At 64.0% G+C, this 24,760-nt stretch carries 24 protein-coding genes, 3 tRNA genes and 3 rRNA genes; 11 read left to right on the top strand and 19 right to left on the bottom strand.

Going from position 1 to position 24,760, the window contains the following annotated elements; genetic code table 11:
* Window positions 1–36 precede the first annotated feature (36 nt).
* The 6 genes from HALXA_RS13310 to HALXA_RS13290 all read right to left on the bottom strand — a co-directional run bounded on the left by HALXA_RS13310 (window position 37) and on the right by HALXA_RS13290 (window position 2,763).
* A complete protein-coding gene (locus tag HALXA_RS13310) occupies window positions 37–513 on the bottom strand; it encodes a DUF5809 family protein (RefSeq protein ID WP_013880899.1) in 477 nt (158 codons plus the stop codon).
* A 25-nt stretch (window positions 514–538) separates the two neighbouring features.
* Entirely contained in the window at window positions 539–1,033 is a 495-nt protein-coding gene (locus HALXA_RS13305) for a DUF5810 domain-containing protein (RefSeq protein ID WP_013880898.1), read from the bottom strand.
* A gap of 60 nt (window positions 1,034–1,093) precedes the next feature.
* Entirely contained in the window at window positions 1,094–1,573 is a 480-nt protein-coding gene (rimI, locus tag HALXA_RS13300) for a ribosomal protein S18-alanine N-acetyltransferase (protein WP_013880897.1), read from the bottom strand.
* Between the two features lie 106 nt (window positions 1,574–1,679).
* Window positions 1,680–1,811: a hypothetical protein gene (locus tag HALXA_RS22690; RefSeq protein ID WP_013880896.1), complete on the bottom strand. Its 132-nt coding sequence runs from the start codon at window positions 1,809–1,811 to the stop codon at window positions 1,680–1,682.
* 10 nt (window positions 1,812–1,821) lie between these two features.
* Window positions 1,822–2,316: a ferritin-like domain-containing protein gene (locus HALXA_RS13295; RefSeq protein ID WP_013880895.1), complete on the bottom strand. Its 495-nt coding sequence runs from the start codon at window positions 2,314–2,316 to the stop codon at window positions 1,822–1,824.
* Between the two features lie 135 nt (window positions 2,317–2,451).
* The gene (locus tag HALXA_RS13290) at window positions 2,452–2,763 is read right to left on the bottom strand and encodes a DUF6360 family protein (protein WP_013880894.1); all 312 of its coding nucleotides are present in this window, start codon (window positions 2,761–2,763) and stop codon (window positions 2,452–2,454) included.
* A gap of 658 nt (window positions 2,764–3,421) precedes the next feature.
* Between HALXA_RS13290 and HALXA_RS22165 the strand changes: the two genes are divergently transcribed.
* The 3 genes from HALXA_RS22165 (at window position 3,422) to HALXA_RS13280 (ending at window position 4,547) form a co-directional block, all read left to right on the top strand.
* Window positions 3,422–3,580 (top strand): hypothetical protein, encoded by a 159-nt coding sequence (locus tag HALXA_RS22165; RefSeq protein ID WP_013880893.1) that lies wholly within the window; start codon window positions 3,422–3,424, stop codon window positions 3,578–3,580.
* Window positions 3,581–3,694: 114 nt separating this feature from the next.
* Window positions 3,695–4,396 carry a DUF7119 family protein gene (locus HALXA_RS13285; protein WP_013880892.1) on the top strand — a complete coding sequence of 234 codons (702 nt, stop codon included), beginning with the start codon at window positions 3,695–3,697 and terminating at the stop codon, window positions 4,394–4,396.
* A 77-nt stretch (window positions 4,397–4,473) separates the two neighbouring features.
* Window positions 4,474–4,547: transfer RNA gene (locus HALXA_RS13280), tRNA-Lys, on the top strand.
* Window positions 4,548–4,776: 229 nt separating this feature from the next.
* On the opposite strand, the gene HALXA_RS13275 is transcribed toward HALXA_RS13280, so the two are convergent.
* The 5 genes from HALXA_RS13275 to HALXA_RS13255 all read right to left on the bottom strand — a co-directional run bounded on the left by HALXA_RS13275 (window position 4,777) and on the right by HALXA_RS13255 (window position 10,061).
* Window positions 4,777–4,852 (bottom strand) — tRNA-Cys (locus tag HALXA_RS13275).
* 140 nt (window positions 4,853–4,992) lie between these two features.
* Window positions 4,993–5,114 (bottom strand): 5S ribosomal RNA (rrf, locus tag HALXA_RS13270).
* Between the two features lie 126 nt (window positions 5,115–5,240).
* Window positions 5,241–8,157, bottom strand: a 23S ribosomal RNA gene (locus tag HALXA_RS13265).
* A gap of 224 nt (window positions 8,158–8,381) precedes the next feature.
* Window positions 8,382–8,453: transfer RNA gene (locus HALXA_RS13260), tRNA-Ala, on the bottom strand.
* 137 nt (window positions 8,454–8,590) lie between these two features.
* Window positions 8,591–10,061 (bottom strand): 16S ribosomal RNA (locus tag HALXA_RS13255).
* The 16S, 23S and 5S rRNA genes sit together here with 2 tRNA genes alongside, the layout of an rRNA operon.
* Before the next feature lie 1,178 nt (window positions 10,062–11,239).
* On the opposite strand from HALXA_RS13255, the gene HALXA_RS13250 reads away from it, so the two are divergent.
* The 5 genes from HALXA_RS13250 to HALXA_RS13230 all read left to right on the top strand — a co-directional run bounded on the left by HALXA_RS13250 (window position 11,240) and on the right by HALXA_RS13230 (window position 15,633).
* Window positions 11,240–11,461, top strand: coding sequence for a hypothetical protein (locus HALXA_RS13250; RefSeq protein ID WP_013880891.1), 222 nt, complete (start codon window positions 11,240–11,242; stop codon window positions 11,459–11,461).
* Window positions 11,462–11,510: 49 nt separating this feature from the next.
* Window positions 11,511–12,797: a histidinol dehydrogenase gene (gene hisD, locus HALXA_RS13245; RefSeq protein WP_013880890.1), complete on the top strand. Its 1,287-nt coding sequence runs from the start codon at window positions 11,511–11,513 to the stop codon at window positions 12,795–12,797.
* 118 nt (window positions 12,798–12,915) lie between these two features.
* Window positions 12,916–14,781 (top strand): methyl-accepting chemotaxis protein, encoded by a 1,866-nt coding sequence (locus HALXA_RS13240; RefSeq protein ID WP_013880889.1) that lies wholly within the window; start codon window positions 12,916–12,918, stop codon window positions 14,779–14,781.
* Window positions 14,782–14,893: 112 nt separating this feature from the next.
* Window positions 14,894–15,115 (top strand): hypothetical protein, encoded by a 222-nt coding sequence (locus HALXA_RS13235; RefSeq protein WP_013880888.1) that lies wholly within the window; start codon window positions 14,894–14,896, stop codon window positions 15,113–15,115.
* A 137-nt stretch (window positions 15,116–15,252) separates the two neighbouring features.
* Window positions 15,253–15,633, top strand: a complete 381-nt coding sequence (locus HALXA_RS13230) for a HesB/IscA family protein (RefSeq protein WP_013880887.1) — start codon at window positions 15,253–15,255, stop codon at window positions 15,631–15,633.
* A gap of 263 nt (window positions 15,634–15,896) precedes the next feature.
* On the opposite strand, the gene HALXA_RS13225 is transcribed toward HALXA_RS13230, so the two are convergent.
* The 4 genes from HALXA_RS13225 to HALXA_RS13210 all read right to left on the bottom strand — a co-directional run bounded on the left by HALXA_RS13225 (window position 15,897) and on the right by HALXA_RS13210 (window position 18,559).
* A complete protein-coding gene (locus tag HALXA_RS13225; protein ID WP_013880886.1) occupies window positions 15,897–16,097 on the bottom strand; it encodes a dodecin in 201 nt (66 codons plus the stop codon).
* 61 nt (window positions 16,098–16,158) lie between these two features.
* Complete coding sequence (locus tag HALXA_RS13220) at window positions 16,159–16,818, bottom strand: hypothetical protein (RefSeq protein WP_013880885.1); 660 nt, start codon at window positions 16,816–16,818, stop codon at window positions 16,159–16,161.
* Entirely contained in the window at window positions 16,811–17,482 is a 672-nt protein-coding gene (locus HALXA_RS13215) for a hypothetical protein (protein WP_013880884.1), read from the bottom strand. The genes HALXA_RS13220 and HALXA_RS13215 overlap by 8 nt, the downstream gene beginning before the upstream one ends.
* Window positions 17,483–17,560: 78 nt before the next feature.
* Window positions 17,561–18,559 carry a metal-dependent hydrolase gene (locus HALXA_RS13210; protein WP_013880883.1) on the bottom strand — a complete coding sequence of 333 codons (999 nt, stop codon included), beginning with the start codon at window positions 18,557–18,559 and terminating at the stop codon, window positions 17,561–17,563.
* 164 nt (window positions 18,560–18,723) lie between these two features.
* Between HALXA_RS13210 and HALXA_RS13205 the strand changes: the two genes are divergently transcribed.
* On the top strand, window positions 18,724–19,935 hold the full coding sequence (locus tag HALXA_RS13205; protein WP_013880882.1) for a pyridoxal-phosphate-dependent aminotransferase family protein: 1,212 nt from the start codon (window positions 18,724–18,726) through the stop codon (window positions 19,933–19,935).
* Window positions 19,936–19,983: 48 nt separating this feature from the next.
* On the opposite strand, the gene HALXA_RS13200 is transcribed toward HALXA_RS13205, so the two are convergent.
* Window positions 19,984–20,292 carry a DUF7116 family protein gene (locus HALXA_RS13200; protein WP_049895311.1) on the bottom strand — a complete coding sequence of 103 codons (309 nt, stop codon included), beginning with the start codon at window positions 20,290–20,292 and terminating at the stop codon, window positions 19,984–19,986.
* A 213-nt stretch (window positions 20,293–20,505) separates the two neighbouring features.
* The gene (locus HALXA_RS13195) at window positions 20,506–20,745 is read right to left on the bottom strand and encodes a DUF5816 domain-containing protein (RefSeq protein ID WP_013880880.1); all 240 of its coding nucleotides are present in this window, start codon (window positions 20,743–20,745) and stop codon (window positions 20,506–20,508) included.
* A 169-nt stretch (window positions 20,746–20,914) separates the two neighbouring features.
* On the opposite strand from HALXA_RS13195, the gene HALXA_RS13190 reads away from it, so the two are divergent.
* Window positions 20,915–21,325 (top strand): universal stress protein, encoded by a 411-nt coding sequence (locus tag HALXA_RS13190; RefSeq protein ID WP_013880879.1) that lies wholly within the window; start codon window positions 20,915–20,917, stop codon window positions 21,323–21,325.
* Between the two features lie 21 nt (window positions 21,326–21,346).
* Here HALXA_RS13190 and HALXA_RS13185 read toward each other — a convergent pair whose 3' ends face one another.
* Together HALXA_RS13185 and HALXA_RS13180 are read right to left on the bottom strand one after the other, a co-directional pair.
* Window positions 21,347–21,784 carry a universal stress protein gene (locus HALXA_RS13185; RefSeq protein ID WP_013880878.1) on the bottom strand — a complete coding sequence of 146 codons (438 nt, stop codon included), beginning with the start codon at window positions 21,782–21,784 and terminating at the stop codon, window positions 21,347–21,349.
* An 84-nt stretch (window positions 21,785–21,868) separates the two neighbouring features.
* On the bottom strand, window positions 21,869–22,930 hold the full coding sequence (locus tag HALXA_RS13180) for a mechanosensitive ion channel family protein (protein ID WP_083822868.1): 1,062 nt from the start codon (window positions 22,928–22,930) through the stop codon (window positions 21,869–21,871).
* 324 nt (window positions 22,931–23,254) lie between these two features.
* Between HALXA_RS13180 and trmB the strand changes: the two genes are divergently transcribed.
* A complete protein-coding gene (gene trmB / locus HALXA_RS13175; RefSeq protein ID WP_013880876.1) occupies window positions 23,255–24,319 on the top strand; it encodes an HTH-type sugar sensing transcriptional regulator TrmB in 1,065 nt (354 codons plus the stop codon).
* The last annotated feature ends 441 nt before the right edge of the window (window positions 24,320–24,760 follow it).

Genomic DNA, 24,760 nt, shown 5'->3' with positions numbered 1-24,760 from the left:
GGTGAATAGGTGCTGCTTCCGCGACTCGCCGAGTCCTTAGGCGTCGGACTCGCCCTCGCCCTCGGCGTCAGCGTCGACGTCCGCGTCTGTGGCGGCGTCAGGCGTCACAATTTCTCGGTACAGCCGTCCGAACGCTTGTCGACGAAGCGTCGCGATCGCCGCATCTTCCTTTTCCTGAAAGGTAGCGGCGACGGCCTCGTCTTCCGGTCCGGCGTGCCAAACGACGCGAGCGGCGTTCTCGTGGCCGACCGTCGTCACGTCGCCGGCGTAGGAATCGCGCCAGTCGTCGAACTCCTCGCGGCTGCCGACCCGCACCTCGAGCAGGCTCGCGAACAGGGCGTCGTGGGCCGTCTCGACGACCTCGCTCGTGACGCGCTCGTCGTACTCCTCCCGGTCGAAGGACATCGCCTTGGCGACTTCGCGGACGACCGTCTGGGCCGCCGGACCGACGTCCTCGTAGTGTCGCCGCGCGTCGTCGGCCGAGGTCGGCGCAACCGTCCCTACAGTGTGCATGCCCGAACGATCGGCCGACGAACAGTTACGCGTTTTCGTTTCCGGTCTCGTCCGCGGCGTCCTCGGCCGCACTGTCACCGCCCTCGCCGTCAGCGTCCGCGGCCTCGGACGCGGACTCGCCGGCCCCGCCGTCGGACTCGCGCATCTGCCGCGTCAACTCTCGCGCCTCCTCGAGGACGCCCTCGGCTTCCGCGGTCAGCGATCCGCGACCGGGCTGGCGACTCTGCCGTGCGAGTTCGTTCTCGAGGGCGGGGCGGCCGGGCTGCTGGCCGTGGCCGTGCCCGTGGTCGTGATCGTGACCCTGCGGTCCGCCCTCGAACTCCGGCGTCTCGATCTCGGGGGCGTGCCGGCTGACGATTTCACCTAACTCCTCGGGGCTCCGCTCGGGCCAGTCGGGCGCGTGCTCCTCGAGCCAGTCCTCGTGCTCCTGGCGGCCGAGCGAGGCCGTGATGGCGAGGTGGTTCGCGAGGTGTTTCGCGTCGGCTTCCTCGGCGTCGCAGACCGGACAGGCGTATCCCATACCCGCGACTACGGCCGGCGACAGTAAAAGCACGTCACTCGCGACGTCGAGCAGCGCTCGTCACTCGAGTTTCCGAATCATGATGATCGCGTCCTCGTCGTCCTCGTAATAGTCGGGGACGCGCCGCAGCGGCTCGAAGCCGAACTCCCGGTAGAGCCGCTTCGCACCGTCGTTGGTCCGGCGAACCTCGAGTTTGATCGAGTCGGCTCCCCGGGATGCGAGGACGGCGATCGATCGCGAGAGGAGTGCGGAACCGACTCCGTCGCCGCGGTGCTCCGGGTGGACGGCGACGTCCTTGATGTGGCCGAGTTCCCGTCCGTAGGTCGAGGACACGTCCGAGATGACGTAGCCCACGACCTCAGTGTCCCCCTTGGTGGCTACGAGAAATCCGGGCTCGCCGAGGAAGCGCTCGAAGGCGTCGTAGGGCCAGGGCTGGGCAAACGACGCGTTCTCGATGCGGACGACCGCGAGCAGGTCCGCGCGTTCCGCCGGGCGGATCGCAAACGCGTCGTCGCCGCGGTCCGGAATCGAGGTTGTCACACGACCGGATAGGCACCGGAACAGTAAAAGCGGTTGCAATGCAGCAGTCCGACGATCAGCGCCGCTCGAGGCGGGCTTCCCAGCGTCGAACTGTCATCGCGAAGAGCTACTCTTCGTCTTCGTCTTCGTCGTCCTCGTCGATCGTCGTCGTCGGTTCTTCGTCCTCGGTACCGCCGTACTGCGTTTGCTCGTCCTCATCCTCGTCCTCGGCTTCGTCGCCGGTGGAGTCGGCAGTCATAGACGCACGCTCACTCCGCCGGAATCGCATCCATCTCGTACTGCTCGGTCAGTTCCTTCAATTCCTCGAGGGCGTCCTGCTCCTCGCGGAGGTTCTCCTCGAGCAGGTCGGCGGCCTCGTCCATTCCGAGCTGGTCCGCCAGCGGGATCAGGTTCCCGTAGGCGGCGATCTCGTAGTGCTCGGTCTTCTCGGCGGCCGCCATGTTGTGGTAGTCCATCACCTCCTGCGAGGGATCCATCGATTCGAACTCCTCGTACTCCTCGAGCAGCCCCTCGATCCCCTCACACTCTTCTTTCTCGGGCGGTTCGCCGAACATCTCGAAGACCTCCTCGAGGCGGTCGATCTGGCCCTGCGTCTCCTCGCGGTGCTCCGAGAACGCGCTCGCGATCTCGTCGCGCTCGGTGTTCTCCTCGAGGTCTTCGAGGGCGTCGAGTAGCTGGTGCTCGGCGTGATAGATGTCCTCGAGGCCGTGCTCGAACAGATCCTGAATCGTATCCATACTCATAGTGTCTCCAGCCGTTCGTTCACCGAGCGAGCGAAAAAATCGGGTCCCTGCGACGGCAGGCGGCAGACGGCGGCTCGCAGCGAGTACCGCTGTTTTCGGTGGCTCTACTCGAGTCGACTGATTACCGATCCCGAGCTACGACCGCTCTTCACCCTTCGCTTCGCCATCGGCGGACCCATCCTCGACCTGCTCTGCATACGTCTCGAGGTCCGCCGCCAGCGTCCGGGCCTGATCGGGAGTCAACTCGAGTTCCGTCATGTGTTTGGGTAGGTGCTCCTCCGTCGCGTTATCGAGTTCGACTTGCAGCCGGACGCGATCGGGCGCTTCGCGGTCGGTCGTCGCGTTCACGACGGCGATCGACTCCCACTCGAACGTTTCCCCTTCGGCGACCGCGTCGACGTAATCCAGCGTCGTGTATCCGGTCACCGAGATCAGTCGGTTGGACATGCGTCAGCAGTCGTCCGCGAGGTACTTAGAAACTCGCGACGAAACACTGCTGAACGCAGCCCACGAAACGGCCGCGCTTGACGGACTCGAGCGGCGAGTAGCACACTGTCGCCGACTTGTGACATTGAGACAGACCGCGAGCCGACTGAATGACCGACGGTACCGGTTCTCGGATCGAACTACCTTCATCGATCGTGATTATTTCCCATCAGTCCTTGCCTCACTTACCGGCCGTTTTTGCAGCCTCGAGATAAGCCGGTAGAACCGAGAACTGCTGCCTGCAACTGCGATCACCGGCGCGTCATTGGGCCAACCCTGAGACGCGACCCGTTCCACACCGGAACAGCCGCCACATTGGCCGACAGAATCGCATCGGCACAACTCGTCGAATCCCGGTTATGATCGAACGGTGATGACAGGACGCAACCGACACGTTGTGCACATACGTCGATATATTACTCGCCCACCACGAAATACATCGCTAATCGATCCGAAAAGGAGCAATTCAGCATTGTGGTAGCGAACTCTCGGGTAGACGACCACTCTACCGCAACGCAGTGGCGTCCGAGATAGCGGAAAATATACCCTGTACGGCAGAGCACGGGTATCGCTTGCGGTTGAGACGATGTTTATGGGGTCAGAGGCCATACGAAGACCCATGACAGACGCGGCTGAACGGAAGCCAGAGACGGGACCGCAGGAAACCGAGCCGGACCGCGACGACTCACATCTCGACGATATCGAGGAAGGGGCCGGCTGTACGGAAATCTGGGAGCACCTCGCCGAAAAGCGCGACGAAGACGGCGCCCAGAACTGATCTCCGTCTCGCTCGTCGCTTCGTCTCGGATCCCCCGCCCAGTCAGTTCTCGTATACATTCCCTCCGCGGCGGAGGCGGCGCCTTTTTTGCTACCACGTCCCTTATCGAGATTCATGACGGACAATCGGCCCGGTAATCGTTCAAACGGGCGTGACCACGCGGATCAGCGATCGATCCCGACCGACCGGGAATCGCCCGTCGGGGCACCGGTTATTCGGGGCGACGAGTCGGTTACCGGCAGCCGAGCGCGGGAGGCCGTTCAGTTCGATCCGGACGACCCCGACAGTCTCGAGGAGGCGGCCGAAACCGTCCGCCAGTTCGCGAGCGGTGCCACTGACGACGATCACCTGTTCATGTTGCGGGGCGCCGCTGCCTGTGCCGCCCTCGTCCGCGGCGAAGGGTCCTACAAGGCGGCCGCCGAACGAGCCGGGGACGACGCGACGGTCTCGTTCATCCGCAAGTGGGCCCGCGTCCACGACCTTCCACGGTCGGTTCGCAAACAGGTCGCACTCGGCGCGATCGCCCCGACTGCGGCCAAACACATCGCTCGAGTCGCCGGCGAAGCCCGCCTCCTCCTGGCCTGGGCGACGATCGACGGCGAGCTGACAGTCCGTGACGTCCGCAGCGTCGCCAGCGCAGTCAACGACGGCACCCCGATCGACCAGGCCCTCGCCGACCACGACGTCACGCTCGGCCGCCTCGAGATCGGACTCTCACCGTCGACCTACCGCGATCTCCGCCGTCGGGCCTCGATCGACGACGTCTCTCCCGGCGACATCGTTACCAGCGCGCTCGAGGAGTACTTCGACGAGTGATCGATACCGGGTGGACGGCTTACTGCAGAAGACGAAAGAAAACGTTTAACCGCTACTCACCGAAAGTGGAATCCAGAGGGCCGGTAGCTCAGTTTGGCAGAGCGTCTGGCTTTTAACCAGACGGTCGCGTGTTCAAATCGCGCCCGGCCCGCTTCTCACTGCGAACAAATTCTCGAGCGGTGCGTCTCGGAACCGTTCACCCATCCAAACCCGACAGTACCAGTCCTAACGGACCACAACGATTCTCGAAACGATATTGGAGTTCAGTAGTTCGAACGAGCAGTCATTGATTCACGAAACACTGGCCGTCGGTATCCGATCTCGAATTCGATGAGAGATGTGACTGTTTGGATAGTGCCCTAAAAGGGAGTGATGAAGTAAGCCAAGGGCCGGATTTGAACCGGCGGTAGGCGGCTCTGCAGGCCGCTGCGTTCGGCCGGACTCTGCCACCTTGGCGCGCATCGTAGCATAGCAACTGCGATTGTTTAAGCGTAGCGGTCCGGAACAGCGACTGTCGCTTCTATAAATACGAAAAGCCCCGCCGAGCAACAACGCTGTTGCTCGACGAGGCTTGTTGATGCGTATGAGAGTATGAGTGGGGGCGGCGAATCGACGTTCCCAGAGGGTCGCCCACTCCAGTAATTGCCGATACGCAGGCGAGCTTATCTTCCGTGTTCGGGATGGGTACGGGAGGAACCTCGCCGCTGTGGCCGCCTAACGCCGATTCACGGAATCGAACCGTGATCATGCCAATATCGGTGGAATGACCGTCATGTACGTGTAGTCCAGTTCGCGCCTGGACCCGTTCGATGGGTCACAGATCCAAATGCGTGTCTCAGTTATGAGTGTGTGGCTTGGCCGATTAGTGCTCGCGGGCTCAACGCCTCGTTGCCTTGGCGCGTACACCCCGAGTCTATCGATCTCCTCTTGTAGGAGTGGCCTCGGTGGTTCCTCGTTTCCAGGTGGGTTTCGAGCTTAGATGCGTTCAGCTCTTACCCCGTGGTGCGTGGCTGCCCGGCACGTGCTCTTTCGAACAGCCGGTACACCAGTGGCACCCATTCGTAGTTCCTCTCGTACTATACGAACGTTCCCGTCAGGAACCGTAACACCCCCAATAGATAGCAGCCGACCTGTCTCACGACGGTCTAAACCCAGCTCACGACCTCCTTTAATAGGCGAACAACCTCACCCTTGCCCGCTTCTGCACGGGCAGGATGGAGGGAACCGACATCGAGGTAGCAAGCCACCCGGTCGATATGTGCTCTTGCGGGTGACGACTCTGTTATCCCTAAGGTAGCTTTTCTGTCAGCAATTGGCCGCATCAAGCAGCCTAATTGGTTCGCTAGACCACGCTTTCGCGTCAGCGTCCGTCGTTAGGCCGGACACTGTCAGACTTCCGTATGCTCTTGCGCTCTTCCCCGCGTCTCCGACGCGGGTGAGGAAATCTTGGGGCGCGCTCGATATCTTTTCAAGCGCGTACCGCCCCAGTCAAACTGCCCGGCTACCAGTGTCCTCCGCCAGGAGTGAGAGTCGCAGTCACCATCGGGTAGTATTTCAATGCTGCCTCGGTGGCCCGCTAGCGCGGGTACCTGTGTAACGGCTCCTACCTATGCTGCACAATGGCGACCACGTCTCAGTGACAGCCTGCAGTAAAGCTCTATAGGGTCTTCGCTTCCCCTTGGGGGTCTCCAGACTCCGCACTGGAACGTACAGTTCACCGGGCCCAACGTTGGGACAGTGACGCTCTCATTGATCCATTCATGCAAGCCGCTACTGAAGCGGCAAGGTACTACGCTACCTTAAGAGGGTCATAGTTACCCCCGCCGTTAACGGGTCCTTCGTCCCATTGTACTGGGTGTTCAGATACCCGCACTGGGCAGGATTCAGTGACCGTACGAGTCCTTGCGGATTTGCGGTCACCTATGTTGTTACTAGACAGTTGGAGCGTCCGAGTCACTGCGACCTGCCTCTTTCCGAGGCAGGCATCCCTTATTGCGAACGTACGGGACTAACTTGCCGAATTCCCTAACGTCGGTTATTCCCGACAGGCCTTGGCTTTCGCCGCCACGAGTACCTGTGTCGGATCTCGGTACGGACAGTGTGCTCGCCTTTTCACGGGCTCTGGGTTGACCTCTCTTACGTTATCCAGCCATTCGATCGCTTCGTGCCATTACGGCTTCCACGGTCTTCGACTGTTCAACTGGGCGAAAACCCAGCAGAGGCGGCCCCAAAGCGTCAGCTTTGAGTGCACACTGGCACAGGAATATTAACCTGTTTCCCTGTTGTCTGCTTCGACTTACGGGCAGACTTAGGACCGGCTAACCCTCAGCTGATCAGCATTGCTGAGGAACCCTTACTCGTTCGGCCGTCGGGGGTCTAACCCGACTAACGCTGCTACTATGACCAGGATTTTCGTTACTGAACGGTCCACACGAGTTCTCACCCGTGCTTCCACCCGAACAGAACGCCGACCTACGCGATCACCCTGTGAGGGGTGCGGCCAGGTCTCGGTGGTGGATTTGAGCCCCGATCATTTTGGGCGCCCCGAACCTCGGCCGGTAAGCTGTTACGCTTTTCTTAGAGGGTAGCTGCTTCTAAGCTCACCTCCCGGCTGTCTAGGGCTCGGGACCACCTTCGATCGCACTTAATCCACACTTTGGGACCTTAACCCGGCGCTGGGTTGTCTCCCTTATGGTACACAGGCTTACCCCGTGCACCGGACTCCCTGCGTCAAATGGCGTCTGTAGGTTCGGAGTTGGACAGGGGGGCGCACTCCTCTCGGAGTGCGGTCCCCCAATCCGTCGCTCTACCCCACAGACTACCTCGGCAGAGGTCATGCTTCGACATGTTTCGGTCGGAACCAGCTGTTTCCGGATTCGATGGGCCTTTCACCCCTAGACATAGGTCACGCGAGGGTATTGTAGGACACCAACGCTAGCAGACCTCCACGTGCCTTTCGGCACGCTTCGTCTTGCCCATGTCTAGATCATCCGGTTTCGGGTCGTGTCCGATTGACTCCCCGCGCTTGAACACGGCGGCCCTCGCAATGCTGCGGCCATGTCGGTTTCCCTACGCCTTCCCTGATAATCAGGTTAGACTCGCCAATCAGACACACTCCCTGGTTCGTTTTTCAAAACGTACGACGGAACATCGGCTTCCTCTACTTCTTACTGGTAGCTCGCGCTACGGTCATTGTGTAGAGGACCTTGTATGCCCCGTCGTTCGATCGCCAACTGATTTCACGCCCTATTGCACCTCCCTTCGTGGGGTGCTTTTCAGCGTTCGCTCACGCTACTTGTTCGCTATCGGTCTTGAGGAGTGTTTAGTCTTTGCAGTCGATGCCTGCAATATTCACGAGGGATATCCAACCCCCGATACTCTGGAGCTGACGCGTCCGATACTCGCCTGCAGTACGGGACTATCACCCTGTTTCGTGCTCTATTCCAAGAGACTTCTTGCAGCCTTTCGCGGAGTGGTTGTCAGTCCGAACACCACATTGCCCGAAGGCTTCGGTTTGGACTGTGTCGCGTTCACTCGCCGTTACTAACGACATCACGGTTACGTTTTCTCTTCCTGCCGATACTAAGATGTTTCAATTCTCGGCGTTCCCCATTGCGCGAAGCAATTGCGGTGGGGATTCCCATTCGGAAATCCTCAGTTCTTCCCCTCCGTGCGGGTCCCTGAGGCTTATCGCAGCTTGGCACGTCCTTCTTCAGCTCTCAAGCCGAGCGATCCACCAGCTGGCACAGTAGCCACGTTCATCGGATCTGGGTTGCGAAAGCAACCTTGTAGTGACCCGGGAACGGGTCCAGTGGACGCCTGGACTACACGTACACACGGTCGCATCTGCAGGCCAGTAGACGGCTGGCTGCATTGACCCTTCCCACCCACGTTTGCACGGGGTGGTGCATCGGTTTGCGTTCGGATTAGATCGAACGAGTCGTTCCCACTTAAGGGGAACGATTCGTCAATCCGCTCCGAGACATGGACCCACTGGGATTCGAACCCAGGGCATCCTCCTTGCAAAGGAGGCACTCTCCCACTGAGCTATGGGCCCACCCCCTCGAAACGAGGGGAACGAGGTGTGAGCCTTGGTAGTTCAAAGGTGCCCGATCGGCCCGAACGAGTGGGACGACGAGCGCGGCGAAATGGACCGCTGAAGTTGAGCTGGGGCAGCGCCCCAGTCTCGGTCTGTGGAGGTGATCCAGCCGCAGATTCCCCTACGGCTACCTTGTTACGACTTAAGCCCCCTTGCGAAGCCCAGATTCGACCTGGTGACCAGGCCTCATCCGGACCTCACTCGGGTGCTTTGACGGGCGGTGTGTGCAAGGAGCAGGGACGTATTCACCGCGCCCTTCTGAGGCGCGATTACTACCGAATCCAGCTTCATGCGGATGAGTTTCAATCCGCAATCCGAACTACGACCGAGTTTCGGAGATTAGCGTCGCCTTTCGGCGTTGCATCCCACTGTCTCGGCCATTGTAGCCCGCGTGTCGCCCAGCACATTCGGGGCATACTGACCTACCGTTGCCCGTTCCTTCCTCCAGTTTGGCACTGGCAGTCCTCCTAATGTACCCAACCACCACGAGGGTGTTGCTGGCAATTAGGAGTGCGGGTCTCGCTCGTTGCCTGACTTAACAGGACGCCTCACGGTACGAGCTGACGGCGGCCATGCACCTCCTCTCAGCAGGTCTGATAAGGTCATCAACCTGATCGTCACTCCTGCTGTCGATGCTGGTGAGATGTCCGGCGTTGAGTCCAATTAAACCGCAGGCTCCTCCGGTTGTAGTGCTCCCCCGCCAATTCCTTTAAGTTTCATCCTTGCGGACGTACTTCCCAGGCGGTCTGCTTCACGGCTTCCCTACGGCACAGCACAGGCTCGTAGCCTGTGCCACACCTAGCAGACATCGTTTACAGCTCGGACTACCCGGGTATCTAATCCGGTTCGTGACCCGAGCTTTCGTCCCTCACCGTCGGATCCGTCTTCCTGAGGCGCTTTCGCCACCGGTGGTCCGTCCAGGATTACGGGATTTCACTCCTACCCCGGACGTACCCCTCAGGTCTTCCGGTCCCAAGCCAAGCAGGTTCCACCGGACGCCCGCGCGTTGGGCGCGCGGATTTCCCGATGGACTTGCCTGGCCAGCTACGGACGCTTTAGGCCCAATAATAGCGGTCATCACTCGGGCTGCCGGTATTACCGCGGCGGCTGGCACCGGTCTTGCCCAGCCCTTATTCCTGTACCACCTTACGGTACAGAAAAGCGAGGACGATATGCCCTCGCAGATGGAGTCCCCTTATCGCACTGGCGTGCAGTGTAAAGGTTTCGCGCCTGCTGCGCCCCGTAGGGCCCGGTATCTTGTCTCAGATACCGTCTCCGGGCTCTTGCTCTCACAACCCGTACCGATTACTGGCACGGTGGGCCGTTACCCCACCGTCTACCTAATCGGCCGCAGCCACATCCTCTGGCGCCGGAGCATTTCACGTTCTCCCCACTCCAGGGTGAGAACGCTATTCAGGATTAGCCTCAGTTTCCCGAGGTTATCCCGATCCAGAGGGTAGTTTGGCCACGTGTTACTGAGCTATCTGCTACGAGTCTAAACTCGTGCAACTAGCATGGCTAAATCGGACTCCACTAGCAATGACCTCCGGCAGGATCAACCGGAATGTCTCTCCCCTCAAGGGGGAGGGTTGGCGGTGAATGTTGATACACACTCACACTATGGGTCCAGTTCGGCGCGCACGTCGACCCACGGCGTGGACCGGTCGAGCGTCACCGAACTACCAAGGCTCACATCAGATCCCATCTGTACGGAAGACCGCAGGGGTGGAATCCTCATCTCCTTCGGACGTATTCGTAATCCGCCAAGGGTACATAACCCCTTCGGACCGAACCGTCCGAGATGACGACCCGAGTTGAACGGGTCGCCGATCACTTCTGCTTTGCAATCCATCCGAATCCCCGTATACACTAAAGGGCAACGGATCGCAGTCACGCCGGAAATCGCAGCCGGCGGACCGATTGCGTATCATTCGATACGCGTCCTGAGTATATAAGGAACGCGCATCGAATCGATCCGATTACCCTCGAGAGCAGCGGCGGATGGCCGCTGTTCGAGGTGTGGATGGAACGCCTGCCTCCGTGCCGGATCTCGGCCGGAGGGAACGCGGCGCGGTGCGCCACGTCGTTTGCATTAGTGTCGAAGGCCGGGTTGATACATAAGGGCGTCGTCTCGAGGGCAGTCTGTCCTACGTTGTTCAGTCACGCGGGGAAGACTATCTCGGCGGGGGAACGAAGTGGCTTGAGCGGTAACCGAGCAGCTACTGCGCCGTACTGATTTGCCTCGAGAGGGCGTTGCTCGGTCGGAGTTGGCGTCTCGATGACTCGTGCGAGACGAAAAAGTGATGCAACACCGGTTGGCGGAGACGAGGGCGAAGACGCTGCGCAGTCCTCTGTCGGTGTCGGATCAGGACGGAGGGAGGAACCGAGTTCGGGTTGGGGGTCGGATTCGGTCTCGACACCGGACCGTCTCGAACGATCGTCAGGGCCGGAAGCGACGCTTGTACTCGAGCGTCGGCGAACGAGTGAGCAGGCGTTCGGAGAGCGCGAGTTCTTCGCGGGACGGATTGGATTCGAGCTTCCTCGCTGTCGGCCTCGTCTGATGGCGCGTCGGTCCGATTGCGGTCCTCGTCCATGTCCACCGCGTTGTAACTGGAAAACCGGCGTGAAAACGGTCGGTGTCGGTTACGGCACGTCGGGTAGAGCGAGCGGACGACAGTCTCGAGGTATGGTTAAAGTCGAGTCCGACCGCCGTCGATTTAGTACCCGGCGCCGTAGGACGAGGTATGGATCGAGCCGGGTTCGTCAAACTCGCTGCGATCGGGTTCGCACTCGTCGTTGCGAGTTTCGTCGTCCGCGGCGTGGCTCGACTCGTCGTCGGCCGCGAACTCGCGGAGTTGCTGCAGGCGCCGCTGATCTTTGCGGGCTTTGCCTTGCTCGTCTACCTGTTCGTCAGGGCGACGCTGGACGCCGTCGGGATCTGGCCGGTCGAGGATCCCGACGCGTGACCGTGTGCATAAGGAAACCGTTTTTCGCGCGCCGGCCGAATTCGAGAGCATGACAATCGACGTACAGCCGATCGCCGATCTCGGGCCGGACGATCGGACCGCGTTCTTCGAGCGCGACGCCGGGATCGAAGCGGTCAGAAGCGACGTGCGGGAGATCGTCGAACGGGTCCGAGAAGAGGGCGACGTCGCCGTCCGCGAGTTCACCGAGGAGTTCGACGACGTCTCGGTCGGCAACCTCGAGATCACCGACGAGTGCGAGCGGGCCTACGAGGACCTCGATGAGGACCTCCGCGAAGCGATCGAGACGGCCGCGGCCAACGTCCGGGAGTTCCACGAGGCGCAAGTACCGGAAGATTGGCGCGAGGCGTTCGACGACGGACGGGAACTGGGTCGGCGCTTCAGACCGCTCGAGCGCGTCGGCGTCTACGTGCCCGGCGGTGCGGCGGCCTACCCCTCGAGCGCGATCATGGGCGTGGTGCCGGCGGTCGTGGCCGGTGTCGATCACGTGGCGGTCGTCACCCCGCCCGCGGACGAGTTGAACCCGGCGACGCTGGCGGCGATCCACGCGGCGGGCGCGGACGCGGTCTACAGCGTCGGCGGCGCGCAGGCGATCGCCGGCCTCGCGTACGGCACCGAGACGATCACGTGCGTCCAGAAGATCGTCGGCCCCGGAAACAAGTGGGTCACCGCGGCCAAGGCCGAGGTGCGGGGCGACGTCGAGATCGACTTCCTGGCGGGGCCGAGCGAGGTGCTCGTCGTCGCCGACGAGACGGCCGATCCCGAACTCGTCGCGGCGGAGCTGGTCGCGCAGGCCGAGCACGATCCGAACGCGTCGGTCGTCGCGGTGACCGACGACGAGGCGACCGCCGACGCCGTCGCCGCGGCCGTCGACGAGCAAGCCAACGCGCGCGAGCGCGAAGATACAATTCGGGAGGCGCTCGCCAACGACGCCAGCGGCGTTCTGGTCGCCCGCTCGATGAGCGAGGTCATCCTCTTCGCCGAGGAGTACGCCCCCGAGCACCTCTCGATCATCGCGGACGACGACGAGTCGATCCTCGAGCGCATCGACAGCGCGGGCAGCGTCTTCCTCGGGCCGAACACGCCCGTCGCGGCGGGCGACTACGCCAGCGGGACGAACCACGTCCTCCCCACGAACGGCGGCGCCCGCGTGACCGGCGGCCTCTCCGTCGAGACCTTCGTCCGCTCGACGACGGTCCAGCGGCTCTCGAGCGACGGATTGGCCGCCCTCGGCGACACGATCACGACGCTGGCCGAGGCGGAAGGGCTCGAGGCCCACGCCGAGAGCGTTCGGAAGCGACTGACCGACGACGAGTAGCGAGTCGGTTATTTCTCGCGCCTGTTCTCGAGTCGTCGGTAACCGAGTTGTACTGTGTCAGCCGCCTATCCGGGCGGTCGGCCCCAAAGAATAGGTATTGTTACTCGACAGATTATCTATGGGAAATTCGGTTACTGACATTCTCTCGCGGATCTCTCGAGCGGGGAGCTCCGGGAAGTCCGACGAACGAACTGCGTCGGCTACCGAGGGGACGGAGGAAGCAGCGGCCTCGAGCGCCGACGGTGGAGCGGGCGACGAAGGCGAACCGACGGGCGACGAGTCGACGGCGACTGCGGAGCCGGGGAACGAAACTAACGACGAGTCGGTATCGGACGCAAGTGGCGACGACTCGAGCAGCGGTCTATCCGCCGGGGAGTCGCCGACCAGTAGCGAAGCCGTCAGCGACGGCGGACAGACAGTAGCGGAACCGACGGGCGACGTGACCGAAGCTGGCGGATCCGATCTCGAGGGGGCCGATTCGACAGGAGAGACCGAATCGGACGACACGCTGGGCGGGCGCGATTCCGCCGACGAGGACATCGATATCGGCACGGATGCCCTGCTGAACACGCTCCCGCAGCCGGCGTTCATCGTCGACACCGAACACCGGGTCATCGGCTGGAACCGCGAGGCCGAGGAACTCACCGGCGTCGACCGCGAGGACGTCCTCGGGGAGGACGCGGCGGGATCGTTCTTCCGTGACGGACGCACGACGACGCTGGCCGACGAGGTCGTCGACCACCCCCGGGATGCCCACCGCGAAACAGACGCGGAGCGGTCGGGCCGCGACCAGCGCGCCTACGAACTCGAGCGCGAACTCGAGAACGCCCGCGGCGAGACGCTGCACGTCCACTCGGTGGCGACGCCGATCTACCAACAGGAGTCGCTGCAGGGAGTCATCCAGCTCGTTCAGGACAACACCGAGGTCATCCGTCGGCGTGAGGCGATGGCCGACCTCGTGGGCGAGGTCACCGAAACCGGCGAGGCGATCAACGACGGCTCGCTGGCGGCACGGGTCGAGTACACCGACGATCACGACGTGCTCGACGAGGACGTCACGCAGATCGCCGAGACGATCAACGAGATCGCGGCCCACGTGGAAGACGTGATCTACGGGCTCAGCGAGGAGGTCGAAGACCTCTCGGCCGACGCCGCCGAGATCGCCGACTCCGCGAGCGAAGCCGATTCGCAGGTCGGTGAGCAGAACGAGGCGATCCGGGCCATCGTCGAGGAGATCAGCGACCTCAGCGCGACGATGGAGGAGGTCGCCGCTAGCTCCGATCAGGTCTCGGCCGCCGCCAAGCAGGCCCAAGCTGCGGCCGACGACGGCGTCGAAGCCAGCCAAGAAGCCCGCGAGGAGATGGACGAAGTGCTCGAGGCGGCCGACGAGCTCGTCGAAACGGTCAGTCAACTCGAGGATCGAATGGACGAGATCGACGAGGTCATCGAGGTCATCAACGATATCGCGGATCAGACGAACCTGCTGGCGCTGAACGCGAACATCGAGGCCGCCCAGGCCGGCGAGGACGGGGACGGGTTCGCCGTCGTCGCGAACGAAGTGCAGTCGCTGGCTAGCGAGACGAAAGAACACACGAATCAGATCTCCGACCGGGTCGAGGATCTCCAGACCCGGACCGAGGAGACCGCCGAGGTGACCGAACAGACGAACGAGCGGGTCGAAGGTGCGAGCGAGCGGATCGACGCCGCGATCGCGAACTTAGAGGAGATCGCGGAGGCAGTCGACGAGGCCGCCCACGGGATCACCGAGATCGCCGAGACGAACGACGATCAGGCTGCATCGGTCGAGGAGGTCGCCTCGCAGGCCGACGGCGTGGCGGACGACGCCGACCGGATCGAGGAACTGATCGGGGACGTAACCGAGCGAACGACCGCCCAGCGCGACGCGATCGACGAAATGGTCGACTATCTCGAGCGGGTGGCCGACGAGGAGACCGTCGATCGGACGGCCGCCCGCGAAACGTAGCGCAAGCGTACCGAAACCGGTCGAACAGTCGGAAATGGAACGGTTAGCAAACGGATAATTCTCGGAAGGGACGAACTGGTTTTACGGCGGTAGAGCCGAAACTCTAACCGAGATGCAACCGCGTACCGTCGACCCGACCGATGCGCGGGTCCTCGAGCGAAACTACGATTACGCCCAGCGGAACGTCCGTCTGCTTTCGATGTGGTACGAGTGCGACTTAGAGCGGATGGTCGAACTGCTCGCGGAGAACGACATTTCGCTGTCGGCGAACGACGAGCGGTTGTTCGGGTCGTACTACCGGTCGGTCAAACGGCGGTCCGGGTCGAGCGCGTAATGATCTCGATGCGGCGGTACTGGAAACCGAACGTCGAACGGTGAGCGACTGGTAACCGGCGGCGCTAGCCACCGATCGTTACGTCTCGTCGCTCGTGTGGCGTCACTGTTAACATCGTCGCGACGAAAGGGTGGAGTATGAGCACGGACAGCGCGGAAGGCGGGCAGCCGGATGCGGAGACCCAGCCCGAGATCGAGGTCACCGAGGACGCGGCCGAGCAGGCCCTCTCGCTGCTCGACGGTGAGGGGCTCGACGCGGACGAGGCGGGACTCCGGCTTTTCGTCCAGCAGGGGGGCTGCGCCGGCCTCTCCTACGGGATGCGGTTCGACGACTCGCCCGACGAGGACGACACCATCTACGAGCACCACGATCTGCGCGTCTTCGTCGATCCGGCGAGCCTGAAGTACATCGAGGGCAGCGTCCTCGATTACGAGAGCGGCCTGCAGGCCGAAGGGTTCCACGTCGAGAACCCGAACGTCGTCAGCGAGTGCGGGTGCGGCGAATCGTTCCGGACGTAACGGACGACAGCAGTCGATCCGTCAGTCGGCCGGGAATCGGGCTTTTCTCGTCGCGGTTTGATTCGGAGAGGAATTCAGCTGTCAAGCAGCACCCGTGTCGCGTTTGTATCGTCGAGTCGTTGAGGTCCGTCGAGTCGTCGATCCGCCTCGAGCGGTCCGAAGGCGCCGGTGTCGAGAGCTGGTCAGTTGAACCAAACCGTGCGAAACGGGTGAAAACGCGAACGCGCACGGTAAACGGACTGCGCGCCGCGGCGAGTCCCGACTTACTCCTCGAGTTCGAAGGCGACAGTGACTTCGGCCTGGTACTCGCGGTCCTCGGCGGTCGCGAGTTCGACGCCGAGTTCGTCGACCTCGACCCACTGGATGTTCTGGAGGGTATCTTCCGCCCTGTCGATGGCGTCGTCGGCCGCTGCGTCGAAGCTCTCGGGGCTGGTGCCGATGAGCGTGATCTTCTTGAAGACCATGGCTCGCCGTTCTACACCGTGCGGCGACGTAAAACTGGGCGTCGATTTCGCGGGGTGAACCTCACTCGCCGCGGGACTCGAGTCGCTCGCCGATCGCGCCGGAGACGTCCCCGAGGTAGGCTCCGCCCCACGTAGCGACGACGAGCGCGCCGATCGAGTTGAAGACGAAATCGAGCATCGTGTCGCCGAGGCCGTACTGGGTGAGTACGGCCTTGACCCCGAACGCGTCGGCCGACAGCGCGATGGCGAACTCGAGGATTTCCCAGAGGACGCCGAAGGCGAGAACGAACAGGAGGATGAACACCGCCACGAATTTTCGGGGGAAGTGAATGCCGTCGGCGTGTTCGTCGAGCGCGCGGACGGTCGCGTACCCCGCGCCGGCGACCACCGACGCCGACAGCGCGTGGGTCATGTGGTCCCACCACCAGACCTGGCTGTACAGCGTGGCGGTCGCGCCGGGCAGGCCGACGGTGCCGAATGCGTGGAGGAAGACGGCGGTCGTGATCCACAGCGTGAGCCGCGGGTCCATCGGGATCTCGTAGTCGCGCTCGAGCAGCGGCGGGAGCTGGGTGACCGCCAGCGCGACGCCGGTGTTGACGAGGATGCCGACGTTGCCGCGCTCGACCCCGACGAACAGCATGCCGATCAGGCCGATCTCGAGGAGGTAGGTGAGCCGGCGCTGCCGCTCCGGGGAGCGCAGCCAGGCGGTCCCGTTACGCATCGTCCACCTCGGATGACGTTCGATCGGGTTCGGGATCGTGGTCGAGCGCGGTTGGCCCGTCTATCGCCGCCGGCGCGACGTCGGCCGGAAGCCGAACCTCCGGATCCGCGAGGCGCCGGAAGTACAGTTCGAAGACGACACCCGCACCGAGCCCGGCGATCGCGGAGTAGACGAACTCCCACATCACCGCGTCGTGATCCTCGGTAAAGGGGATACCGAGCGTCTGCGCGGCGCTCCAGCGGAGCAGCGCCCACAGCCCGGCTGCGGCCATCGTCGCGACGACGACGAAGATGACCGCGAAACTGGGCGTCATCTGCACCGACGTAAACGACTGCAGTTCGACCGCGAGGACGAGCGCGACCGCGGCGACCGAGAGGTACGCCGCGAAGTGACCCGTCAAGCGATCGGCGCCGAGGGCCATCCCGAGCACGGGAAGCGCAGCCAACAGCAGCACCTCCCAGGGGAGCATGGCCGTCGTCGATCGAAAGGCGATCGGCGGGAGCAGCGCCAGGGCCACGAGCACCGCCGCGAACGTCGCCCAGAGCAGCCCGCCAGTTAGCAGTTCACCGACGCCGACGGCCGCGATCGCGGCGACGAGCACCCAGGCCAGCGCCGCGTTCGTCCGGCCGTCAGCGATCAGTCCCTCGAGCGTAGATTCGGTCACGTTCAGTCGATACGAGTGATCGTACAAAAGGAATGTCCCCGACGGACGAGGAATCGGCGCATTCGTGTCGCCGGCGTTTCAAAACGGCGCGACGAACGCGACGTAAACTGTCGCGTATGCGAGGAGCGCGACCGTGACGGCCCCGACGGCCGTCAGTGCACGCTCGAGCAGCGGGACGGCTCCGGGAACCGGCACGGAGCGGCCGCCATCGGCTCGCAGGGTCGTCGCCGACGGGACGCCGCAACTGGCTCCACAGAGGGCACCGACAACCAGGATGGAGAAGACGAAGTGGTACGAGACGGCGAGCGTCGGCGGGGTCGCCGCGAGCGCGACGAGGCCGTACGCGACGCCGGCGCCCGCTCGACGATCGACGAGCGCGAGCAGGGAGCGATCGGTGAGTCGACAGACCGTCACGAGCGCGAGCCAGACGGCGGCGAGTTCGATGGCGAACGCACAGAGCAGGTGCAGCGTCGGATCCGGGTGCAACACGACTCGAGTCGCGAGGACCGGCGACTCGAGCGGGTAGAGCCACTCGGGGGGTGAGCCGGTCACGAGGTCGCCCCAGGGGTGGGACCAGAGTCCCCAGAGCGCGGCCAGCGCGACCGCAGACGGCGAGAGCGACGTCCCTCGAGCGGCGACCGCAGCGACGAAGACGCCGCTCGCGGCGAACAGCGCCATGACGAACGCGGATACCGAGCCGTCGACGACGAGTGCGAGCGCGACGAGACCGACGAGGATGGCGCTCCCAGCGAGGCGGACGAGCCGAGCGCGACTCGAGTCGCGGACGACGAATAGGGCGAACGCCGGTGCCGCGACGGCGCCGACGAGAAGCGAGTGGGTGGCCGACCGATGGACGGCCCGACTGGCATCCCAGAAGGCCGCCGGCGCGCCGAGCGAGCCGCCGACGAGGCGCCAGTCCGCGAGGCCGACGAGCGCGTACGCGACGTCGATGTCCGGAATCGCGGCGAACGCGCCGGCGACGGCGCCGACGAGTAGGGCTCGGCGTCCGTCCCAGCCCCGCCGCTCGGCGACGAGCGCCGCGACGGCGAACGCGAATAGGGCGTGACCGAGGAACACGACGTATCGTGTACGTGATGGGTCGGCTTAAGCGACTCGCCCGGGGGCCGCGCCCGCTCTCGGTCTCCGGCGGCGTCCGACGGCGACGCAGCGGCGCTCCGAGGCGGCCCCGCTCGTTCGCCGTTGTCGGTACATCTTTGCGAGTGGCTATCGATCACACGCCCATGGCTCAAGACGCGTCGAACGAAACGGCTCGTGCGCCATCCGTCGACGAACTCACACCGCCGGACCGAACCCTGATGGGGCCCGGTCCGAGCGACGTGAACCCGCGCGTGCTGCGGGCGATGAGCACGCCGCTCGTGGGCCACCTCGATCCGTCGTTCATCGAGATCATGGACGAGGTCCAGGAGCTGCTGCGCTACACCTTCCGGACCGACAACCGGTGGACCATCCCGGTCTCTGGGACCGGCTCCGCGGCGATGGAGGCCGCGATCGGCAACGTCGTCGAACCCGGCGACACGATGCTGGTCCCGACGAACGGCTACTTCGGCGGCCGAATGGCCTCGATGGCCCGCCGCGCCGGCGGCGAGGTCGTCGAGGTCGACGCGCCGTGGGGCGAACCGCTCGAGCCCGCTGCGGTCTCCGACGCGCTGGCGGAGCACGACCCCGACGTCTTCGGGTTCGTCCACGCGGAGACGAGCACCGGCGTGCTCCAGCCCGACGTGTCCGAACTGACCGCCGCGGCCCACGACCACGACGCGCTGGTGATCGCCGACACCGTCACCTCGCTGGGCGGCGTCGAGCTGCGCGTCGACGAGTGGGATATCGACGTCGCTTACTCGGGCCCGCAGAAGTGTCTCTCCTGTCCGCCGGGCGCGAGCCCTCTCACGCTCTCCGACGAGGCCATGGACAAGGTCCTCTCGCGCGAGGAGGATCCCCGGTCGTGGTACCTCGATCTCTCCCTGCTCGAGGGGTACTGGGGCGACGAGCGATCCTACCACCACACCGCGCCGATCACGAACGTCTACGCCATCCGCGAAGCCCTCCGTCTCGTGGCCGAAGAGGGAATCGAACAGCGGTGGGACCGCCACGAGCGAATGGCCGGCGCGCTGAAGGCCGGCGTCGAGGCGATGGGCCTCGAGATGAACGCGCCCGACGAGTACTGGCTGCCGAGCTTAAACGCCGTCCGCGTTCCCGACGGCGTCGACGACGGCGCGGTTTGCGACCGGCTCATCGAGGAGTACGACCTCGAGATCGCCAGCGGCCTGGGCGATCTGGAGGGCGAGATCTTCCGCATCGGCTGCATGGGTCACTCCGCGCGGCCGGCAAACGTGATCTACGTCGTGACGGCGCTGGGCGACGTGCTCGAGTCGATGGGCGCGGACGTCGATCCGGGCGCCGGCGTGACGGCGACGCGGCGGGCGCTGGGCGAGTAGCGACCCGAAAACTGAAAGTCGAAGTTTCGACTGCGACCGAGCGCTATTTTACGCCGAGACCCGCGGGCCCGGCGGTGCGCGTTCGACCTGATAGTCCTCCCCGTCGACGACGATAATCGCCCACTCGTAGTTCGGCTCGGCGCTCGTGAGCCGCTCCTCGAGATCGTCTGCGTCGTCGGGTTCGGCGACGAAACAGTGGAACTGTCCGGATGCCGACGACGGCAGCTCGTCGGTCTCGAGGACGGTGTTGACGTGGACGACTTTCCATGCTCGTTCGGCGCGGAACTCGGGGCCGTTGCCCTCGACGGTGTAGCCGAGGTCGGCGAAGATCGACCTGGCCTGCTCGACGAGTTGCATGTTAACAGGTCCCATTCACTACGTTGATATGCGGGCCTCCACTATAAACGTTGGTATTGGGTGCAGTTTCGCGAGACCGGTTCGGCGTTCCCGACCGTTCAGCCGCGAAGGACGTACGATCGGCGAGAAAAGTCGAACGTCGTTCGATAATTGCGAATTACCTCGAAACGAGCGTCGGCAGACGACGATAGCGGCCGAGGACGAGCGATCGGGTTACTCGTGGGCGGCGTCCCACTCGGTCGGTTTGCGGAAGTTGCCACACCGGTTGCACTTGATGCGGCCCATGGAGTCCATGGCGTTGTCGAAACTCTCGCAGTTCGCACAGAACCAGCCGTACCGGCGGTCCGCGTCCCGGGTCTCGTAGGCGACGAGGAACGGTCCCTTCGATCCCCTGTCGCCGTCGGTTTCGGACACGTAGACGGTCTCTCCGTCGTCCGTTGCGGTCCGTTGCATACTGACACCTTCTCGCGCACTGGATAAATGACTGTCCGTCCGTCCTCGCGGAGTCCGTCGGACGGTCAGATCCGCAGAACGCGGATCGAACGATGCGGTATGAGTCCGTTACTCACGCCCGGCATCGCTAACTGAAACCTTTACCCGCACGGGAATCGTCGATCCGATAATGGCGCTGGTCGTTGTTCCCGTTCGCTACCCGTTGACAAAGCACTCGCGACGAACGCTCGAGCGGGCCGTCGAGGTCGCTCGCGAGCGGGACGCGGCGTTGACCGTCCTGCACGTCGATCTCTACCAGAACGGGAAGAAAGTGACGCGAATCGACCTGAAAGAGGCCGTCGAGCGGGCGTTCGGCCCGCTCGAGAACGCGCGGTACGTCGTCCGGACGGGCTTTCTGGTCGAGGAGAGCATTCTCGACGAGGTGGCTGCCGAGGAGGCGGACGTCGTCGTCATCGGCAGCCAGCAGGCGAGCCGGCTGCGGCGGATCTTCCGCCGGTTTACCGACAATCCCGACATCGACCGCTACCTGCGAAACCACCTCGACTGCGAAGTGATTACGGTCGAAAGCGCGCGCGCCTGAGTCTCTTACACTGTCGCGCAGTTAGTCGTCGCCCGCGTTCCGCACGACGAAGACCGGAATCGAGGCGTTGTCGACGACGCGCTCCGAGACGCTCCCCAGCGACGTGACCTTCTCCCGCGGACTCATGCCTCGCGTCCCGATGACGATGAGATCGATCCCGCGCTCGTCGGCGTACTCGAGGATCGTCTTCGCCGGCGTGCCCTGCGCGACCTCGCCGGCGGTCTCGAGCCCCGCGTCCGCTGCGCGCTCCTGGACCTCGGCGACGGCCTCCTCACCTTCGGCCTCGAGCGAGGGCTCGAGGTCCGCGTCGCTCTCGCCGGCTGCGGCGGTGATGCGGCTGTCGACGACGTACAGCGCGTGGACCGTCGCGTCGTTGTCGGTCGCGATCGGCAGTCCGTGGGCTAGCGTCTCGTCGACGGTCTCGCTGCCGTCCGTCGGGATGAGAATGTCGTCGTACATCGAGCGGACGTTCGAGCAGCGATCGGATAAAGCCACCCGCGAGTTTCAGGGTATTGAGGCCGCCAACGCGGTGAACGGCGCCACCTACTCGCTTCGATCAGCCGGTTCGTCCCGTCGCGGTTCCGATGCGTCGCGAGCATCCGTTCGATCGCGGTCCGACTCGGCGTCGGTGGTCGGTTCGGTGTCGGGGGCCGACTCGGCGGCGGACGCCCGGTCGCCGTCCGTCGGTCGCCGTTCGGGCCGCCGCCCATCGACTGACATCCGTGCGACGCCGCTGGTTTCGTCGAACACGTGGTGACGCCGCGGGTAGGCGAACTCCACGTCGAGGTCGGCGAACCGCTCGCGGATCGCCTGCTGAACGGCCGACCGAACGACCATCTGCTTGTAGGGGTGTTTCATCCAGAAGAACAGTTCGAGGAGGACCCCGTTGTCGCCGTACTCGTTGATGGCGCACATCGGCGCGGCGGTGTACCGCGCGCTCCCGATCCGGATGTCGGGTCCGCCCGAGATGACGGTGTCGACGCTCCGTGCCGCCCGCTCGGCCCCCCGTCGGGCCGCCTCGAGGTCGCTCCCGTAGGTGATCTCGAACTGCAGGGAGATGCGCGTGCGCTCGTCCTCCGCGGAGAAGTTGACGACGTCGCGCTGCTGGATTTCGGAGTTCGGAATGACGATAAAGGTGTTCTGAAGGGTGAAGATCTTGGTGTAGCGGATCGTGATGTCCTCGACGAATCCGCGGTGTTCCGCGTCGGCGACCTCGATCATGTCGCCGATCTCGTAGGGCCGGTCGGCGAGGACGAAGAAGCCGTTGATCAGGCTCCCGACCAGCGGCGCGAGGACGACGGCGATGACGGCCGAGACGACGGTCACCGAGAGGAGGATCTGCGTGTTGCCGACGCCGAGGATGCTGGCGGCGATCCCCAGCGTGATGAGCAACACGGACACCCGCACGCCGCGGAGGACCGTTCGCGTGACGCTGGGGCGCTGGATCCGACGGGCAACGGTTCGGCCGGCGAGTCGGACGACGACCTTCGAGAGGTACCACCCGATGACGATCACGACGAGCGCGAGGATGAGCTGTGCGGTGTGTTCCGGGGCCCACGTCGGCAGGAACTCTTGAAGGCCCTCGACCGGTTCGCTCTCGTTCATCCGTCCGGCTCCGTCCGTAATACTCTCGTTTGCCTGGTCGGTTTCGTCGGCGGCGTTCCCGTCACTCGAGGGGGGATCGCTTCCGTCGGACTGGCCGACCGTGCGCATGGCAACACACTCAGGCCCGCGCTGGTTAAGGGTTCTGAACGGTCACGATTTCCGTCCCCGACAGTTCGGCCGTCACAACCCGCGCATTCGGCCGAACCGAGTCGGTCACACCCGGACGACTCGATACGGCAGTCCGCACGGAACTACCCGATTTCGAAAATAGGTGCTACTCGAGCAATAATAAATAATTTATTCGTAGGATTCGTTGCGAGTGATATGGCACCAGACGAGTTACGCTCGACCGTCGAGCGAGTCGGGGACCGCTTCAACCTCGGCGAGTACGAAATCGACGCCTATCTCACGGTCTTGGAGCAGGGCCAGCTCACGGCCAGCGAGATCGCCGATCGAACGGAAATACCCCAGCCGCGCGTCTACGACACCGTCCGCAGTCTCAGCGACCGCGGGCTGGTCGAACTCCGCGAATCGCGCCCGATGAAGGTCGTCGCGCTCGATCCCGCGGAGGCGTTCGACGACGTCCAGAACTCCTTGGAACAGATGATCGACGAGCTCGAGGCTCGCTACACCGCCCCCGCCCGCGACACGGAGGCGGTGTCGCTGGTCAAATCGCGCTCGACGATCCTGCGATACCTCGAGGAGGTCATCACCGAAGCCGACTACGAACTCTCGCTGTCGCTGACGCCGGACCTGTTGACCCGGTTCCGCGCGGAACTCGAGGCGGCGGTCCAGGCCGGCGTCAGCGTCGACCTGATCGTCACGCCGGCCGCGGAAGCGCCCGATCCGGCGGAGTTCGATTACGAGTCGGTCGCGACGTCGGCTCGAGCGCGCCGGGGAATCACGACGCCGGTCGTCGCCGTCGCCGACGGTAACTACTCGGTGTACGCGACCCAGGACGCGCTGCGGGACGACCAGGACCGGTACGGCGTGATCTTCAACCGGTCGGCGCTCGGCTTTCTGGTCTCGGGCTTCTTCGGGACCGTTCTCTGGACGACCGCCGAGCGCACGCTCGGCGAAGACGGTTCGGTCCGCGGATTCCCGCGCAAGTACGCCTCGATCCGCCGGTGCGTGAAGGACCTCATCGACGAGGGCGGCGACTTCTACGCGACGATCGAGGGCCGCGACGTCGAAGTCGGCGGCTCCCGGGTCGTGCGGGGGCGCATCCTCGACATCTCCTTCGAGGTGAGCGAGGAGGTCGCGGCGCTGACGCTCGAGACCGCGGACGGCGACCGCGTCACCGTCGGCGGCCGCGTCGCGGCGCTCGAGGACGTCGAAGCCCACGAGATCCACATCGGTCGTCACGAACCGCCGGTGATCGACGACTGACGACCGACGACCGACGACTACCAACTGACCGCTCGAACGCGAGTACGAATACCTCATCTTGTCGCTGCCGTTCGAGCGACGCGACGTCGGCGCAGCAACGGCCGTTGGTTCTGTCCGCCGACCGCCAGCGGTGACTCCGGACTCGGCCATCAGTAACCCATTGCGTCTCCCGGACCGTCGAGTCGCCGATTCAGAACCCAACCACAGCATCGGTCGCTGTCGACACCGTCAGTCGCATCGCTCTCGGTCGTACTCCCGCCACTCGAGTCCGCCGGACTGTCGTTTCGTCGGGTACGACCCGTCGGGATATCGATTATCTGCCGGCAGGTGCCGACCGGCGATCGGCAATAGCCGATTGGGAATTTGAGGCGGCGGCCCCGAGGCTGGTACCGAAACGGTATCGCGCAGGTTTCGATCGGCAGTACGCTCGTAACCGCCACG

Origin of the sequence: Halopiger xanaduensis SH-6 (assembly GCF_000217715.1) — an archaeon.
Taxonomy (GTDB): domain Archaea; phylum Halobacteriota; class Halobacteria; order Halobacteriales; family Natrialbaceae; genus Halopiger; species Halopiger xanaduensis.
This window is presented reverse-complemented; position numbering and strand designations above follow the sequence as displayed.

Coding starts and splice junctions, on each gene's coding strand:
- HALXA_RS13310 (WP_013880899.1), bottom strand. CDS start 513: ATGCACACTGTAGGGACGGTTGCGCCGACCTCGGCCGACGACGCGCGG.
- HALXA_RS13305 (WP_013880898.1), bottom strand. CDS start 1,033: ATGGGATACGCCTGTCCGGTCTGCGACGCCGAGGAAGCCGACGCGAAA.
- HALXA_RS22690 (WP_013880896.1), bottom strand. CDS start 1,811: ATGACTGCCGACTCCACCGGCGACGAAGCCGAGGACGAGGATGAGGAC.
- HALXA_RS13295 (WP_013880895.1), bottom strand. CDS start 2,316: ATGAGTATGGATACGATTCAGGATCTGTTCGAGCACGGCCTCGAGGAC.
- HALXA_RS13290 (WP_013880894.1), bottom strand. CDS start 2,763: ATGTCCAACCGACTGATCTCGGTGACCGGATACACGACGCTGGATTAC.
- HALXA_RS22165 (WP_013880893.1), top strand. CDS start 3,422: ATGACAGACGCGGCTGAACGGAAGCCAGAGACGGGACCGCAGGAAACC.
- HALXA_RS13285 (WP_013880892.1), top strand. CDS start 3,695: ATGACGGACAATCGGCCCGGTAATCGTTCAAACGGGCGTGACCACGCG.
- HALXA_RS13250 (WP_013880891.1), top strand. CDS start 11,240: ATGGATCGAGCCGGGTTCGTCAAACTCGCTGCGATCGGGTTCGCACTC.
- hisD (WP_013880890.1), top strand. CDS start 11,511: ATGACAATCGACGTACAGCCGATCGCCGATCTCGGGCCGGACGATCGG.
- HALXA_RS13240 (WP_013880889.1), top strand. CDS start 12,916: ATGGGAAATTCGGTTACTGACATTCTCTCGCGGATCTCTCGAGCGGGG.
- HALXA_RS13235 (WP_013880888.1), top strand. CDS start 14,894: ATGCAACCGCGTACCGTCGACCCGACCGATGCGCGGGTCCTCGAGCGA.
- HALXA_RS13230 (WP_013880887.1), top strand. CDS start 15,253: ATGAGCACGGACAGCGCGGAAGGCGGGCAGCCGGATGCGGAGACCCAG.
- HALXA_RS13225 (WP_013880886.1), bottom strand. CDS start 16,097: ATGGTCTTCAAGAAGATCACGCTCATCGGCACCAGCCCCGAGAGCTTC.
- HALXA_RS13220 (WP_013880885.1), bottom strand. CDS start 16,818: ATGCGTAACGGGACCGCCTGGCTGCGCTCCCCGGAGCGGCAGCGCCGG.
- HALXA_RS13205 (WP_013880882.1), top strand. CDS start 18,724: ATGGCTCAAGACGCGTCGAACGAAACGGCTCGTGCGCCATCCGTCGAC.
- HALXA_RS13200 (WP_049895311.1), bottom strand. CDS start 20,292: ATGCAACTCGTCGAGCAGGCCAGGTCGATCTTCGCCGACCTCGGCTAC.
- HALXA_RS13195 (WP_013880880.1), bottom strand. CDS start 20,745: ATGCAACGGACCGCAACGGACGACGGAGAGACCGTCTACGTGTCCGAA.
- HALXA_RS13190 (WP_013880879.1), top strand. CDS start 20,915: ATGGCGCTGGTCGTTGTTCCCGTTCGCTACCCGTTGACAAAGCACTCG.
- HALXA_RS13185 (WP_013880878.1), bottom strand. CDS start 21,784: ATGTACGACGACATTCTCATCCCGACGGACGGCAGCGAGACCGTCGAC.
- HALXA_RS13180 (WP_083822868.1), bottom strand. CDS start 22,930: ATGAACGAGAGCGAACCGGTCGAGGGCCTTCAAGAGTTCCTGCCGACG.
- trmB (WP_013880876.1), top strand. CDS start 23,255: ATGGCACCAGACGAGTTACGCTCGACCGTCGAGCGAGTCGGGGACCGC.